Genomic DNA, 13,387 nt, shown 5'->3' with positions numbered 1-13,387 from the left:
GGGGCAGTGCTCACGGCTCGTTGGCTCCGTATTGCTGGCCCTCGGCGTCCAGGTGCAGGTAGTTCGGGTTGAACAGCGAGAGCACCTGCAAGGCCGGCAGGTCCCGGATGGTCAGCAGCCGGTCGCGCAGGACGATCAGTTCGCCCGCGCGCAGTTCCTGCAGGGTCCGGTTGAGATGCACCGCGGACAGGCCGGTGGCATCGGCGAGATCGACCTGGGTGATCGGGAACTCGCAGCAGTTGCCGTTGGTCAGGCCCACCATCCGCAGCCGGACGAACAGCTCGCACAGGATATGGCCCACCCGCTCCAGGGCGGTGCGCTGGCCGAGGCTGACGCTCCATTCGCGCTGGATCGCGGCAGTGACCAGCGCGTCCCACCACAGGGCCTGGGTGATCCGCGGCTGCTTCAGCGTGACCTCCTCCAGCACCTCCCGGCTGACCTCGGCATGGGTGACCGGCGTGATGGCCGCCATCGAATGGTCCATGGTGCGCAGGATGAAGATGTTCAGGTCGCAGAGATCACCCGGCAGCAGGATGGCGATGATCTGGCGCCGGCCATCCTCCAGCGTCTTGTAGCGGCAGGCCCAGCCCGACAGGATCAGGTTGACGTGGTCCGGCCGGTCGCCCTCCCGGATCAGGTCGTGGCGGGCATTGACCTGGCGGACGCGCTGCCGCGACAGGAGGTCGAGGGCCGCCTGGTCGCTCGCCGACAGCCTCGTGAAGTGAGAGAGCTTGCGCGCGAGCGGGTTGTCCATGCTTCCCCCTTCCCGGCTCGCTCCGGCGCTGCCAGGGCCTTCCGGCGGATCGGACCACCTCATGTTATAGAACATCGACGGTCCGGCGCCACCTGGGTTCGAGGGACCGCCTGCCATGCCTTCCGGCCCCGCGGGCGTCACCTTGCGGCACCAGCTGGAAATTTTCTGGCGGCCGACGGCGCGCCGCGCAATGTTGGCTGTTGTCTGGTTCGGGGCTTCTCTCCCCACCACCAGCAGCGAGACCAGATGCCTCAGATCCCAGCCCCGATCGAGACCCGCATCCCGGACGGCATGCGCGCCTCACCGGCCTCAGGGCTGTTCGTGGCGGTTGTCATCATCGGCTTTCTCTATTTCGGCCGCGAGGTCCTGGTCCCCGCAGCGCTGGCGGTGCTGCTCAGCTTCGTGCTGGCGCCGATGGTGCGCCTCCTCCAGCGCTACTTCGTGCCGCGCAGCATCGCGGTCCTGTCCACGGTGATGCTGGCGTTCATCCTGATCTTCGGGCTCGGCACCCTCATGGCCGCCCAGCTCACCGAGCTGGCCACCGACCTGCCGCGCTACCAGTCGACCATGCAGGAGAAGATCCGCTCGTTTCGCGGCGCCACCGAGGGCGGCGGCGGGATCGTCGACCGGATGTCGCGGATGCTGGAGGGGCTGAGCCGGGAGCTCAACGAGCAGCCGGCACAGCCGACCCGGACGATCGGGCCGGAGCCGGGCGTGACGCCGGAGGAGATGACGCCCATCCCGGTGATCATCCACCAGGCGGATCCCGGCGCCCTGGCGACCCTGGCGCTGATCATCAACCCGCTCCTGCATCCGCTCGCCACCACTGGCATCATCATCATCTTCGTGATCTTCATCCTCCTGGCGCGCGAGGACCTGCGCAACCGGCTGATCCGTCTGGCCGGCGCGCACGACATCCAGAACACCACGGCCGCCCTGGACGATGCCGGGCGGCGGCTGAGCCGCCTGTTCCTGACCCAGGTGGGGCTCAATTCGGCCTATGGCTGCGTGATCGGCCTGGGCCTGTGGCTGATCGGCGTGCCGAGCCCGATCCTGTGGGGCGTGCTGGCGGGCGCCTTGCGCTTCGTGCCCTATGTGGGCGCGATCATCGGCGCGGTGTTCCCGATCATCTTCGCCGGTGCGGTCGACCCGGGCTGGTCCATGGCGCTGTGGACCCTGGCCCTGTTCGTGGTGATCGAGCCGATCGTCGGCCACGGCATCGAACCCATGCTTTATGGCCGATCGACCGGTCTGGCCCCGGCTGCCGTGGTGGCGGCCGCGACCTTCTGGACCTGGCTGTGGGGGCCGATCGGGCTGCTGCTGGCAACGCCCATCACCGTCTGCCTCGTGGTCCTGGGCCGGCACGTGAAGTCGCTGGAATTCCTGGACATCATGTTCGGCGACCGGCCGGCGCTGACACCCGCGGAGCTGTTCTACCAACGGATGCTGGCAGGCGACCCGATCGAGGCCATCGAGAAGGCGACCGAGTACCTCAAGGAACGATCGCTCACCTCCTATTACGACCAGGTGGCCCTCAAGGGCCTAGAGCTGGCGCAGGCCGACCATGCCCGCGGCGCCCTGGACGAGGAGCGCCTTTCCCGGATCCGGACCAGCCTGGAGGAGCTGATCGACGACCTGGCGGACCAGGAGGACCGCCCCAGATCGCTCACCGGCACGGACGACCCGGAGGCGGAGGCGGCGTTCGACCAGGACGAGGACGACGAGGATTCCGCGCTCCACCTGCCGGTGCTGACCGAGGAGGCGCTGGCGCTGGAATGGTCGGGCGAGGCGCCGGTGCTGATCATCTCGGGCCGCGGGCCGCTCGACGATTCCGCTTCCAGGATCCTGGCCCAGCTCCTGGGCAAGCATGGCCTACGCTCGCGGATCGTTGGCACCGAGGCGATCAGCACGGCCAACCTGTTCCGCCTGGATCCGACTGGGGTGGCGCTGGTCTGCCTGTCCTATCTGGATCCGGCGAGCCTGATCCCGGCCCGGACTGCGGCCAAGCGGATCCGGCGCCGGATCCCCAAGGCCGCGATCCTGCTGGGCCTGTGGCGGCCGTCCGAGGAAGACGAGCGCCGCGAGCTGCCGGAGGAGGTAATGGCTGACTACCGCGCCTTCACCTTCGAGGAGGCGGTGCGGCTCTGCTTGGCGGCCGCCACGCGGTCAGGCAGGGCCCAGGCGGATGCCGCCGCGGCGGGACAGGCGATCCAGCGCAGCGCGTGATCCGGGCTGTCGGAACACACAAAGGCCCCCGGCCGTCGCCGGCCGGGGCCTGGAAGCGGGATGATCCGGCCGCAATCAGCTGTTGATGCGGTCGGTCATGTCGCGGTCGGTTTCCGCACCCTGGTCGGCGAGCCCCTGGAACTCGCCGAGATTCTCCGTGACCCTCGCCTCCTCGACCGGCTCGTCGAGGCCACCGTCGAAGGGCAGCAGGCTCGAGCGGGCCGCGTCTTCCTCGGCGACCAGGGCGGCCGCCAGGTGCCAATGGTCGTCGGCGCGGCCATGCGGGCCGCCCTCGGATTCCCAGAGCTCGTAGGCCTTGCGGCGGATCCGTTCTTCCAGCGGCTCGTCCATCGCCAGGTCCTCGGCACTGGCCCTGGCCGACTCTTCGAGCTCGTTCAGCCCGTCGACGGTCTCCTCCTGGAAGTCCGGGCGCACCGCGTCGGCGACCGCCCAGTCCTGCGCGGTCGCGTCCTCGGCCTGCGGGCTGGTGCCCTGCCCGTCATAGCTGTCGACGTCCCGCCCGAACACGACCAGCGAAGCATCCCCCTCCGGGGTCTGCGCCTCGGCATGGTCCAGAGCTGCCTGTTCCGCCTGCTCGATCGTCGGCGAATCGGGGTTGCGCGCCATCTCAGCTTCTCCTTCGGCCGCCCACGCGGGCCGGTCCGGTGATGCCCCTCCAACGTTTTCCGCGTGCGTGCGTTCCGGCCGGATGCCGGCCCGCCCCCGCCATGCCGACCGTGCCGCACCGGCGGCTGGAGGTATCACTCTGGCGGGCCCATGTCCTTGACGGTTCGCGCGTGAGGCGTTGCAGTCGCATCACCCGCGAAGCCAAGGGCCCCGGCGGCAAGGAGAAGCGCATTGACCCGCACGACGGTGGAAGGGGATCGGGGGCTGCCCGCCATCGACCTGCTGATCAGCGATGTCGACGGCACCTTGCTGCGGACCGACAAGAGCCTGACCGAAGTGACCAGGCAGGCAGTGGACCGCCTGCGCCGGGCAGGCGTGCGCTTCAGCATCATCAGCGCCCGGCCGACCCGCGGCCTGCGCCTGCCGCTGGACGGGCTGCAGGTCACCGAACCGGCGGCGGCGTTCAATGGCGGCACAATCGTGGCGACCGACGGCGCGATCCTGCGGGCCTACCGGCTGGCCGATGCGACCGCGCGGACCGCCCTGGAGCGGCTGCGCCGGCCCGGCATCGAGCTCTGGCTGTTCTCCGACGACCGCTGGCTGGTTGAGAAGGCGGATGGCCCGCTGGTGGCGCGCGAGGAGCGGGCGGTCGGCTTCGGGCCGGAGCTGGTCGAGAACCTCGCCGACCATGTGGTGCGCGTCGACAAGATCGTGGCCGCCAGCGACGACCATGCGCTCCTTGCCGCACTCGAGCAGGAGGAGGGCAGGGCGCTGGCGGGGCAGGCGCAGGCGCTGCGCTCCCAGCCCTATTACCTGGACGTCACCGCGCCGGAGGCGGACAAGGGCAGCGGCGTGGTGGCGCTCGCCGAAGCGATCGGCGTGCCACTCGAGCGGGTCGCGGTAATCGGCGACGGGCACAACGACCTGCCGATGTTCGCCAAGGCCGGGCTCGCGATCGCGATGGGCCAGGCATCAGACGAGGTGAAGGCGGCGGCGCGTTTCGTCACGGCCGGCAATGACGCGGACGGCGTGGCCCAGGCGATAGACCGCCTGCTGCTCGGCCGGCCCTGAGCCGCGGCGTCCAGGCTTCAGCGCCTGATGACATGGTCCGCCACGAAGGCGCCGCGGCGGCCCATTGGTGCTGCCGGGTCGATCGTGGTGTCGTGGCGGGTCTGCAGCTCCAGTTCCGCATTGAGCTCCGCGCCCAGCAGCAGGGCGTAGGCCGAGATCCAGAACCAGAACATGGCCACCACCACGCCGCCGAGCGTCCCGTAGAGCGCGTCATAGTCGCCGAACCGGCCGACATAGAAGGAGAAGCCCAGGGAGACCAGCAGCCAGAGTGTGGCTGCCAGGACCGAGCCCGGCGTCACCCAGCGCCACTTGGCGTCCTCCCGGGAGGGCCCGAAGCGGTAGACCAGCGCCAGGGCCAGCATGGCGAAGACCAGCAGCAGGAGGAAGGAGCTGGCGCGCACCAGCAGGGCTGGGACCGGCCCCAGCCATCCGGATGCCAGGGCCGCCGGCACGGCGACGATCACCGCCAGCGCCACGATCGTCCCGACGATCCCGCACAGGGTGATCAGCAGCGCCTCCAGGTTCAGCCGCAGGAAACTGCGCTTCTCCTTCTCCTCGTAGGCGACGTTGAGCGCGGTGATGATCGACTTCACCCCGTTCATCGCGCTCCACAGGGCCACGGCGAGGCTGACCGCCAGGCTGGAGCTGAGCCGGGTGCGGCCGGCGCTGGCCACGTCCTGCACCCGGTCGCGGACCAGCTCGAAGGCCGAAGGCGGCAGGACGCCCTGCAGCGCTTCTAGTTGCCGGGCCGCGGTGGTCTGGTCGTTGAACAGGCCATAGATTGAGATCGCCATCAGGATCACCGGGAACAGCGCCAGGATCGCATAGAAGCCGCAGCTCGCCGCGGCCATGCCGATCTCGTCGGAGATCGCCTGCCAGAAGACTCGGCGCAGCACGGCGAGCCAGCCTTCCGCCGGGATCTCCCGGGGCGAGTGGGCATCTTCGCCCGGAGCGGCGTCCGGCTCCGGCCCTGGCCCCACCACGTCGTCGCGCTCCTCGCCCATCAGGCCGGCCCTCCGGCGGCGGCGCCGGGCCGCCTGCCGTCCCGCCCACCAAATTTCCTATCCTGGAATTCACAATGTGCGTTTAGTATTGCGGCATTAACCAGCCGGGGCCGGCGTAGATGGCGATACGGCTGGGCGACATCGCTCCCGACTTCGAGGCGGATACGACCGGGCGGAGGATCAGGTTCCACGAGTGGATCGGCGACAGTTGGGCGGTGCTGTTCTCGCATCCGAAGGACTTCACCCCCGTGTGCACGACCGAACTCGGCTATACGGCCAGGGTGAAGCCGGAATTCGACGAGCGCAACGTGAAGATCATCCGCATCAGCGTCGACGCGGTCGAGGATCACCATGGCTGGACCGCCGACATCGAGGAGGCCCAGGGGCACGCCCCCAACTACCCGATAATCGGCGACACCAGGCTGGAGATCGCCAAGCTCTACGACATGCTGCCGGCCGGTGCCGGCGACAGCCATGCCGGGCGCACGGCCGCGGACAACGCCGCCGTGCGCAGCGTGTTCGTGATCGGTCCGGACAAGCGGGTGAAGCTGGCCCTGGTCTACCCCATGTCGACCAGGCGCAACTTCGACGAGGTGCTGCGGGTGATCGATTCGATGCAGCTCACCCAGCAGTACTCGATATCCACGCCCGCCAACTGGCAGAAGGGCGACGACGTCATCGTGCTGCCGTCCATCCCGACCGACGAGGCGCGGCGGTGCTTCAGCAAGGGTGTCACCGAGCAGAAGCCCTATCTGCGGATCACGCCCGACCCGAGTGCCTGAACCGGTTCCTGCGGCGTCGCGGCTGCGGCTCCACAGCGCCTGAGGCGGAGAAACCGGGGCTTGGGCGGGGTGTTGCCTGAACAGGTACGGCAGCGGCGGAGCATGCGATGACCGGACACGCTGGCCCGGCGGACGGCCTGCTCGCCGGCAGACTTATCCTGCTGGTCGAGGACGACCGGCTGGCAGCACTGGACCTCGTCCAGGCCCTGGAGGCAGAAGGGGCCAGCATCGTCGGGCCGGTGACCAGCGTCCGCCAGGCGCTGGACCTGATCGATACCACGCCCGGCCTGGACGGGGCGGTGCTGGACGTTGAGCTGGTGGGCGAGCTGAGCTTTCCTGTCGCCGACCGGCTGCGCGACCGGGGCATCCCGTTCGTGTTCGAGACCGGGTATGACGATCGCATCATCCCCGAACCCTACCGGGATGCGCCGCGGATCGCCAAGCCGGCGCAGATCGAGCTCATGACGCAGGCGCTAGTCGGCCCGGCCCGATGCCGTCAGGAATGAGCCAGAGGCGTCAGGGTGGGGCCTGCCGCCACGCCTTCAGCCGCACGCCTGGCCCCTCGGCATCGATCCCGAGCAGGCGGACGCCGCCGTCCTCAAACGTCCTGACCAGCAGGGCCTCCGTGGCGCGGTGCAGCGAGTGGCGATGGCACTCGAAATCCTTGATCGTGCTGCGTGATACGCCGGACAGTGCGGCCAAGCGTCCCTGGGACCAGTTCAGGAGACCGCGGGCGGCACGGCACTGCTCTGGATGAAGAATCATGGTCCTGACCCTTGCCTCTCCGGACGATAGTCAACCATAATGGGTGGGATTGGGCAACGGCCCATTCCCGAACCAGAACAAGCAGAGGACGCGGACGACGCGGATGACGGACGACATCTTGCTCATCTCCATGGTCGTCCTGCCCTTCGTCGGCGCCATCATCGCAGCGTTTCTGCCCACCAAAGCCCGCAACGCCGAGTCCTGGCTTGCCGGGGCGGTGGCCTGCGGGGCTCTCGGCTGCGCCGTGCTGGCCTATCCGGCCATTGCGGCCGGTGGCGCGCTGCGCACCGAAATCCCCTGGCTGGCCAGCTCCGGCCTGACCCTCGTGTTCAGGATGGACGGCTTCGCCTGGCTGTTCGCGATGCTGGTCAGCGGCATCGGCTTCCTCGTAGTCCTCTATGCGCGCTACTACATGTCGCCCGAGGACCCGGTCCCGCGCTTCTTCTCGTTCTTCCTGGCCTTCATGGGCTCCATGCTCGGCATGGTGCTGTCCGGCAACCTGATCCAGCTGGTCATCTTCTGGGAGATGACCAGCATCTTCTCCTTCCTCCTGATCGGCTACTGGTACCACAATGCCAGTGCCCGCGAGGGGGCGCGGATATCGCTCACCGTGACTGGCACGGGCGGGATGGCGCTCTTGGGCGGCGTGCTGCTGCTCGGCCATATCGTCGGCAGCTATGATCTGGACGAGGTGCTGAGCGCCGGCGACCTCATCCGTAACCATCCGCTCTACCTGCCGACGCTGATCCTGATCCTGCTGGGTGCCTTCACCAAGAGCGCCCAGTTCCCGTTCCATTTCTGGCTGCCCAACGCGATGGCGGCGCCCACCCCGGTCTCGGCCTATCTCCACTCGGCCACGCTGGTGAAGGCGGGCGTGTTCCTGATGGCGCGCCTGTGGCCGGTCATGGCCGGCACGCCCGAATGGTTCTGGCTGGTCGGGATGGCGGGCCTGAGCTCCCTCCTCCTCGCCGCCTATTTCGCGATCTTCCAGCAGGACCTGAAGGGCCTGCTCGCCTACTCGACCATCAGCCATCTCGGCCTGATCACCGTGCTGCTGAGCCTGAGCAGCCCGCTCGGCGCCGTCGCCGCTATCTTCCACATGGTCAACCACGCCACCTTCAAGGCGTCCTTGTTCATGGCGGCCGGCATCATCGACCACGAGACCGGTACGCGCGACATGCGCCGCCTGAGCGGCCTGTTCCGCTTCATGCCGATCACGGCGACGCTCGCCATGGTCGCGAGCGCCGCCATGGCCGGCGTGCCGCTACTCAACGGCTTCCTGTCCAAGGAGATGTTCTTCGCCGAGGCGATCGAGACCCACGTCCCTTCCATCCTCGACACGGTGACACCCTATGTCGCGGTGCTCGCCAGCCTGTTCAGCGTCACCTACTCGATCCGCTTCATCCAGGCGGTGTTCTTCGGCCCACCGCCCGTCGGCCTGCCGCGCACGCCACACGAGCCGCCCTTCTGGATGCGCCTGCCGGTCAGTCTGCTCGTGCTGTCCTGCCTGGTGGTCGGCGCCATCCCGGGGCGGACCATCGAGCCGTTCCTGCGCCTCGCGGTCACCTCGGTGCTGGGTGAGGCGACGCCCGAGTTCAGCCTGGCGGTCTGGCACGGGCTGAACGTGCCCCTGGTGATGAGCGTCATCGCCCTGGTGGGCGGGGCGCTGCTCAGCGTGGCCCTCAGGCGCTACCTCGCCACCAGCCAGGACGGCCCCCCCTTCTTCCGCCGCCTCAAGGGCCAGCGCATCTTCGACCGGCTGGTGGCCCTGGTCGCCAGCGACGGGCCGCGCTTCCTGGAGCGCTACCTGACAACCCGCCGCCTCCAACCGCAGCTCCGGCTGCTGGTGGCGGCCGCGATCCTGGCGGCTTTCCTGCCGCTCTGGCGCCAGGGGCCGGGCCTGGGCGGGCTCACCTTTCCGCCCGTGTTCGACCCGATCTTCGCCCTGGTCTGGGTAGTGGGAACCGTCTGCGCGGTGATCGCGGCCTATCAGGCGAAGTTCCACCGGCTGGCAGCCCTGGCCCTCCTGGGCGGCGCCGGCCTGTGCGTGTGCGTCTCGTTCGTCTGGCTCTCCGCGCCCGACCTGGCGCTGACCCAGCTTCTGGTCGAGATCGTGACGACGGTCCTGATCCTGCTCGGGCTGCGCTGGCTGCCCAAGCGGGTGGAGGCAGCCATGCCGGTGCCGCTCAGCCTCGCCACGAGGGTGCAGCGACTGCGCGACCTGATCCTGGCCGTGCTCGCTGGGCTCGGGATGATGCTGCTTTCCTATGCCGTGATGATGCGCCCGGCAGGGCAGACGGTCGGCGCCTACTTCCTGGACCGGGCCTATACCGAGGGAGGCGGCACCAACGTGGTCAACGTGACCCTGGTGGACTTCCGCGGCTTCGACACGCTGGGCGAGATCACCGTGCTCGCCATCGTGGCGCTCACCGTGTTCGCTCTCCTGCGACGCTTCCGGCCCGCCCCGGACAGCATCGCGCCGCCCATGCAGCAGCAGATCCAGCGCAAGTTCGATGTGGCAGCACCCGACCGCGAGGATGGCGCCACGCTCAGCGACTACCTCTATGTGCCCTCGTTGATCATGCAGTGGCTGTTCCCGATCGTCATCGTGCTGGCCATCTACCTGTTCCTGCGCGGTCACGACCTGCCAGGCGGCGGGTTCGCCGCGGGCATCGCCATGACCTCTGCCTTCATCATGCAGTACATGGCCGTCGGCACCCGCTGGCTGGAAGACCGGCTGCGCGTGCTGCCCCTGGTCTGGATGGGGTTCGGCCTCCTGCTCGCCACCGCTACCGGTATCGGGTCCTCGCTATTCGGCTACCCGTTCCTCACCTCCCACAGCCGCTATCTGGAAATCCCGCTGATCGGCAAGGTCCCTGCCGCCAGCGCGCTGCTGTTCGACCTGGGGGTATTCTCCCTGGTGCTGGGCGCCACCGTGCTGATGCTGATCGCGATCGCCCACCAGTCGATCCGGCGCATCGGCCCGGTCAGGGCGGCCAACAAAGCCGAGGAGGCGTAATGGAACTGGTCCTGGCCCTGGGGATCGGCGTCCTGGTCGGTTCCGGCGTGTGGCTGCTGCTGCGTCCGCGCACCTACCAGGTGATCATCGGGCTCTCCCTGATCTCCTATGCCGTCAACCTGTTCATCTTCAGCATGGGTCGGCTGCGCGTCGACGCCCCGCCGATCCTGGGGCCGGCGGGCAGCGGGCCTGCGGCCTATGCTGACCCGGTACCGCAGGCCCTGGTGCTCACCGCGATCGTGATCGGTTTTGCCACGACGGCGCTGTTCCTGGTCGTGCTGCTGGCATCCCGCGGCTTGGCCGATACCGACCATGTCGACGGGCAGGAGCGGCGATGAGCGGAGGCTGGACCATTCACCTGATGGTGGCGCCGATCCTCCTGCCCCTGGTGGTGGGTGCACTGCTGCTGTTCGTCAACGAGCGCCGACGCCGGCTGAAGGCCGCGTTCGGTGCCGCCTCGAGCGTGGCGCTCCTGCTGGTGGCTGCGGCGCTGCTGCGGTTTGCCGACCTGCCGACCGAGGCGGGCGAGACGGCCACCGGGGTCTACCTCCTCGGCAACTGGCCGGCTCCGTTCGGGATCGTGCTGGTGGTGGACCGGTTGTCCGCGCTCATGCTGCTGCTCACCGCCGTCCTGGCCCTGCCGGCCCAGGTCTTCGCGCTGGGCCGCTGGCATCGGGCCGCACCACATTTCCACTCCCTGTTCCAGTTCCTGCTGATGGGGGTGAACGGGGCATTCCTGACGGGCGACCTGTTCAACCTGTTCGTGTTCTTCGAGGTGATGCTGGCCGCGTCCTACGGCCTCGTCCTGCACGGCTCCGGGCGGCGCCGGGTAAAGGCAGGGATGCACTATATCGTCATCAACCTGGTGGCATCGTTCTTCTTGCTGATCGGCGTCGCCCTGATCTACGGCGTCACTGGGACGCTCAACATGGCGGACCTGGCCGTACGCATCCCGGCTGTGGCGCCGGAAGACCGGATGCTGCTGGAGGCAGGTGCCGCGATCCTGGGCATCGCCTTCCTGACCAAGGCCGGCATGTGGCCCCTGAACTTCTGGCTGCCTACCGCCTATGCCGCCGCGGCCGCCCCGGTGGCGGCGATGTTCGCAATCCTGACCAAGGTAGGTGTCTACATCCTCCTGCGCCTTTCGCTGCTCCTGTTCGGCGAGGGGGCAGGGGCCTTTGCCGGCTTCGGCGCCGACTGGCTGACGGTGGGCGGCATGCTGACCGTGGTGTTCGGCACGCTCGGCGTGCTGGCCGCACGCTCGCTCGGCCGGCTGACCGGCTACTGCGTGCTGGTGTCTTCCGGCACGGTGCTGGCCGCGATCGGCATCGAGGACCCCGCGGTGGCCGGCGGCGCCCTGTTCTACTTGGTGAGCTCCACCGTTGCGCTGAGCGCCCTGTTCCTCCTGGTGGAACTGCTGGAGCGCGACCTGGAGCAGCCGGAGGACGAGCCGGACCAGGTGTTCGCGGATGTCGAGGAGGACCTGGAGGACGAGGAGGACGAGGTGGGCGTGCCGGTGCCGGCAACCCTCGCGGTGCTGGGCCTGGCGTTTATCGGCTGCACCCTGCTGCTGGCGGGCCTGCCGCCTCTGGGTGGCTTCCTCGCCAAGTTCGTGATGCTGGGTGCCGTGCTGAACCCGGGTGGGCCGGGCGGCGGGGAGGTTTCCTGGCAGGGCTGGCTCCTGGTGCCGCTCCTGATCATCTCGGGTCTGGCTACTCTGATCGCCATGATGCGGGCCGGGATCCGCCGCCTATGGGCGCCCCCGGAGCCGATCGTGCCGCGCGTCCTGATCCGCGAGGCAGTGCCCGTCGCAATGCTGCTCTTCGTCGGTGTCGCCCTGACGGTGCTGGCCGAGCCGGTGATGCGCTACATGACCGATGCCGCGACCGCCCTGCACGCGCCGACCAGCTATGTCGAGACCGTGCTGGGCAAGGAGCGCCTGCCCGGGCCCAGGAGCGCACCGTCACCATGAGCCGCTGGCTGCCCTACCCGCTGCTGACCCTCTCGCTCACCGCGATGTGGGTCCTGCTTCACCGGCCATCGCTCGACCATGTCCTACTAGGCGGTGTCATCGCGGCCGCCGCCACCTGGGCGCTGGCACGTCTCCAGCCGGACAAGCCGAGGCTGCAGAACTGGCTGGCAATGCCCAAGCTGCTGGGTATCGTGCTCTACGACATCGTCCGCTCGAATATCGCGGTGGCCCGCATCATCCTGCAGGGTGGGCGGGCCAAGCGGACGTCCGGCTTCATCGTCATCCCGCTTGACCTGCGCGACCGGACCGCCCTGTCGGTCCTGGCGGTCATCGTGACCGCCACGCCCGGCACCGCCTGGGTAGAGTTCGACCCGGCGCACGGCCGGCTCCTGCTCCATGTCTTCGACCTGGTCGACGAGGCGGCCTGGCAAGCGCTGATCAAGCACCGCTACGAGCGGCTGCTGATGGAGATCTTCGAATGAGCGCCACGATCCTGAACTGGTCCATCACGATCGCCCAGATCATGCTGGGCATGGCGATGCTCTGCACGATCTTCCGGCTGGCCGGCGGGCCGCGTGCCCAGGATCGCGTGCTGGGCCTGGACACGCTCTATGTCAACGCGATGCTGCTCCTCCTGACCTTTGGCATGCGCAGCGGCAGCACGCTCTATTTCGAGGCGGCCCTGGTCATCTCGCTGCTGGGCTTCGTGGCGACCGTGGCGCTGGCCAAGTTCCTGATGCGCGGCGAGGTGATCGAATGAGCGAGACAGCCGACCTGCCGCTCTGGGTGGCCGTGCTCGTGTCGGTCCTGCTGCTGATCGGCGCCGGGCTCACCCTGATCGGCTCCTATGGCCTGCTGCGGCTGGAGCGGTTCTATGACCGTATCCACGCGCCGACGCTGGGCAGCAGTTGGGGGACGGGCGGCGTCCTGGTGGCATCCATGCTGCTGTTCTCCGTGCTCCAGACCCGGCCGGTGCTCCACGAGATCCTGATCGCCCTGTTCGTGTCAGTGACCACCCCGGTGACACTGATGCTGCTGGCCAGGGCGGCACTCTATCGCGACCGGACCGAGGGCAACTCGGATGTCCCGCCGATGCTGAGCAAGGATGTTCCGCCCACGCTGAACCCGTGAGTGCTTGCCTCAGTTGTCCAGCCCCGCGGCTGCCTT

General features: G+C 68.7%; 14 protein-coding genes. 10 read left to right on the top strand and 4 right to left on the bottom strand.

Going from position 1 to position 13,387, the window contains the following annotated elements; genetic code table 11:
- Window positions 1-10: 10 nt before the first annotated feature.
- A complete protein-coding gene (locus EQG76_RS21755) occupies window positions 11-754 on the bottom strand; it encodes a Crp/Fnr family transcriptional regulator (RefSeq protein ID WP_159716417.1) in 744 nt (247 codons plus the stop codon).
- Window positions 755-1,000: 246 nt separating this feature from the next.
- Here EQG76_RS21755 and EQG76_RS21750 point away from each other — a divergent pair, with 246 nt between their 5' ends.
- Complete coding sequence (locus EQG76_RS21750; protein WP_200841009.1) at window positions 1,001-2,980, top strand: AI-2E family transporter; 1,980 nt, start codon at window positions 1,001-1,003, stop codon at window positions 2,978-2,980.
- A gap of 75 nt (window positions 2,981-3,055) precedes the next feature.
- Here the strand turns inward: EQG76_RS21750 and EQG76_RS32375 are convergent, their stop codons facing one another.
- Complete coding sequence (locus EQG76_RS32375; RefSeq protein WP_235031499.1) at window positions 3,056-3,607, bottom strand: DUF2934 domain-containing protein; 552 nt, start codon at window positions 3,605-3,607, stop codon at window positions 3,056-3,058.
- Window positions 3,608-3,838: 231 nt separating this feature from the next.
- On the opposite strand from EQG76_RS32375, the gene EQG76_RS21740 reads away from it, so the two are divergent.
- Window positions 3,839-4,678: an HAD family hydrolase gene (locus tag EQG76_RS21740; RefSeq protein WP_200841008.1), complete on the top strand. Its 840-nt coding sequence runs from the start codon at window positions 3,839-3,841 to the stop codon at window positions 4,676-4,678.
- 17 nt (window positions 4,679-4,695) lie between these two features.
- Here EQG76_RS21740 and EQG76_RS21735 read toward each other — a convergent pair whose 3' ends face one another.
- The gene (locus tag EQG76_RS21735) at window positions 4,696-5,682 is read right to left on the bottom strand and encodes a YihY/virulence factor BrkB family protein (RefSeq protein ID WP_159716416.1); all 987 of its coding nucleotides are present in this window, start codon (window positions 5,680-5,682) and stop codon (window positions 4,696-4,698) included.
- A gap of 119 nt (window positions 5,683-5,801) precedes the next feature.
- Here EQG76_RS21735 and EQG76_RS21730 point away from each other — a divergent pair, with 119 nt between their 5' ends.
- The gene (locus EQG76_RS21730) at window positions 5,802-6,464 is read left to right on the top strand and encodes a peroxiredoxin (protein WP_159716415.1); all 663 of its coding nucleotides are present in this window, start codon (window positions 5,802-5,804) and stop codon (window positions 6,462-6,464) included.
- A gap of 107 nt (window positions 6,465-6,571) precedes the next feature.
- A complete protein-coding gene (locus EQG76_RS21725) occupies window positions 6,572-6,970 on the top strand; it encodes a response regulator (RefSeq protein WP_159716414.1) in 399 nt (132 codons plus the stop codon).
- A gap of 10 nt (window positions 6,971-6,980) precedes the next feature.
- On the opposite strand, the gene EQG76_RS21720 is transcribed toward EQG76_RS21725, so the two are convergent.
- Window positions 6,981-7,229: a helix-turn-helix domain-containing protein gene (locus EQG76_RS21720; RefSeq protein ID WP_159716413.1), complete on the bottom strand. Its 249-nt coding sequence runs from the start codon at window positions 7,227-7,229 to the stop codon at window positions 6,981-6,983.
- Window positions 7,230-7,332: 103 nt separating this feature from the next.
- Here EQG76_RS21720 and EQG76_RS21715 point away from each other — a divergent pair, with 103 nt between their 5' ends.
- Genes EQG76_RS21715 through mnhG form a run of 6 tightly spaced genes read left to right on the top strand, consistent with a single transcriptional unit; the run spans window position 7,333 to window position 13,351 of the window.
- The gene (locus EQG76_RS21715) at window positions 7,333-10,248 is read left to right on the top strand and encodes a monovalent cation/H+ antiporter subunit A (RefSeq protein WP_159716412.1); all 2,916 of its coding nucleotides are present in this window, start codon (window positions 7,333-7,335) and stop codon (window positions 10,246-10,248) included.
- Complete coding sequence (locus tag EQG76_RS21710) at window positions 10,248-10,586, top strand: Na+/H+ antiporter subunit C (protein WP_159716411.1); 339 nt, start codon at window positions 10,248-10,250, stop codon at window positions 10,584-10,586. Before EQG76_RS21715 ends, EQG76_RS21710 begins: the two co-directional genes overlap by 1 nt.
- Window positions 10,583-12,220 carry a monovalent cation/H+ antiporter subunit D gene (locus tag EQG76_RS21705; protein WP_159716410.1) on the top strand — a complete coding sequence of 546 codons (1,638 nt, stop codon included), beginning with the start codon at window positions 10,583-10,585 and terminating at the stop codon, window positions 12,218-12,220. Before EQG76_RS21710 ends, EQG76_RS21705 begins: the two co-directional genes overlap by 4 nt.
- A complete protein-coding gene (locus tag EQG76_RS21700) occupies window positions 12,217-12,702 on the top strand; it encodes a Na+/H+ antiporter subunit E (protein WP_159716409.1) in 486 nt (161 codons plus the stop codon). The genes EQG76_RS21705 and EQG76_RS21700 overlap by 4 nt, the downstream gene beginning before the upstream one ends.
- Entirely contained in the window at window positions 12,699-12,980 is a 282-nt protein-coding gene (locus EQG76_RS21695; RefSeq protein WP_159716408.1) for a K+/H+ antiporter subunit F, read from the top strand. Before EQG76_RS21700 ends, EQG76_RS21695 begins: the two co-directional genes overlap by 4 nt.
- Window positions 12,977-13,351, top strand: a complete 375-nt coding sequence (mnhG, locus tag EQG76_RS21690; RefSeq protein ID WP_159716407.1) for a monovalent cation/H(+) antiporter subunit G — start codon at window positions 12,977-12,979, stop codon at window positions 13,349-13,351. Before EQG76_RS21695 ends, mnhG begins: the two co-directional genes overlap by 4 nt.
- Window positions 13,352-13,387 lie beyond the last annotated feature (36 nt).

The sequence above is a fragment of the Geminicoccus flavidas genome, from assembly GCF_009806515.1.
In the GTDB taxonomy this organism is placed as follows: Bacteria; Pseudomonadota; Alphaproteobacteria; order Geminicoccales; family Geminicoccaceae; genus Geminicoccus; species Geminicoccus flavidus.
The sequence above is the reverse complement of the archived record's forward strand: the minus strand, read 5'-3'. Positions and strand labels throughout refer to the sequence as shown.

Bases quoted from the DNA above. Each gene is read 5' to 3' on its own strand.
- EQG76_RS21755 (WP_159716417.1), bottom strand. From the start codon at position 754: ATGGACAACCCGCTCGCGCGCAAGCTCTCTCACTTCACGAGGCTGTCG.
- EQG76_RS21700 (WP_159716409.1), top strand. From the start codon at position 12,217: ATGAGCCGCTGGCTGCCCTACCCGCTGCTGACCCTCTCGCTCACCGCG.
- EQG76_RS32375 (WP_235031499.1), bottom strand. From the start codon at position 3,607: ATGGCGCGCAACCCCGATTCGCCGACGATCGAGCAGGCGGAACAGGCA.
- EQG76_RS21730 (WP_159716415.1), top strand. From the start codon at position 5,802: ATGGCGATACGGCTGGGCGACATCGCTCCCGACTTCGAGGCGGATACG.
- EQG76_RS21750 (WP_200841009.1), top strand. From the start codon at position 1,001: ATGCCTCAGATCCCAGCCCCGATCGAGACCCGCATCCCGGACGGCATG.
- EQG76_RS21720 (WP_159716413.1), bottom strand. From the start codon at position 7,229: ATGATTCTTCATCCAGAGCAGTGCCGTGCCGCCCGCGGTCTCCTGAAC.
- EQG76_RS21705 (WP_159716410.1), top strand. From the start codon at position 10,583: ATGAGCGGAGGCTGGACCATTCACCTGATGGTGGCGCCGATCCTCCTG.
- mnhG (WP_159716407.1), top strand. From the start codon at position 12,977: ATGAGCGAGACAGCCGACCTGCCGCTCTGGGTGGCCGTGCTCGTGTCG.
- EQG76_RS21725 (WP_159716414.1), top strand. From the start codon at position 6,572: ATGACCGGACACGCTGGCCCGGCGGACGGCCTGCTCGCCGGCAGACTT.
- EQG76_RS21735 (WP_159716416.1), bottom strand. From the start codon at position 5,682: ATGGGCGAGGAGCGCGACGACGTGGTGGGGCCAGGGCCGGAGCCGGAC.
- EQG76_RS21715 (WP_159716412.1), top strand. From the start codon at position 7,333: ATGACGGACGACATCTTGCTCATCTCCATGGTCGTCCTGCCCTTCGTC.
- EQG76_RS21695 (WP_159716408.1), top strand. From the start codon at position 12,699: ATGAGCGCCACGATCCTGAACTGGTCCATCACGATCGCCCAGATCATG.
- EQG76_RS21710 (WP_159716411.1), top strand. From the start codon at position 10,248: ATGGAACTGGTCCTGGCCCTGGGGATCGGCGTCCTGGTCGGTTCCGGC.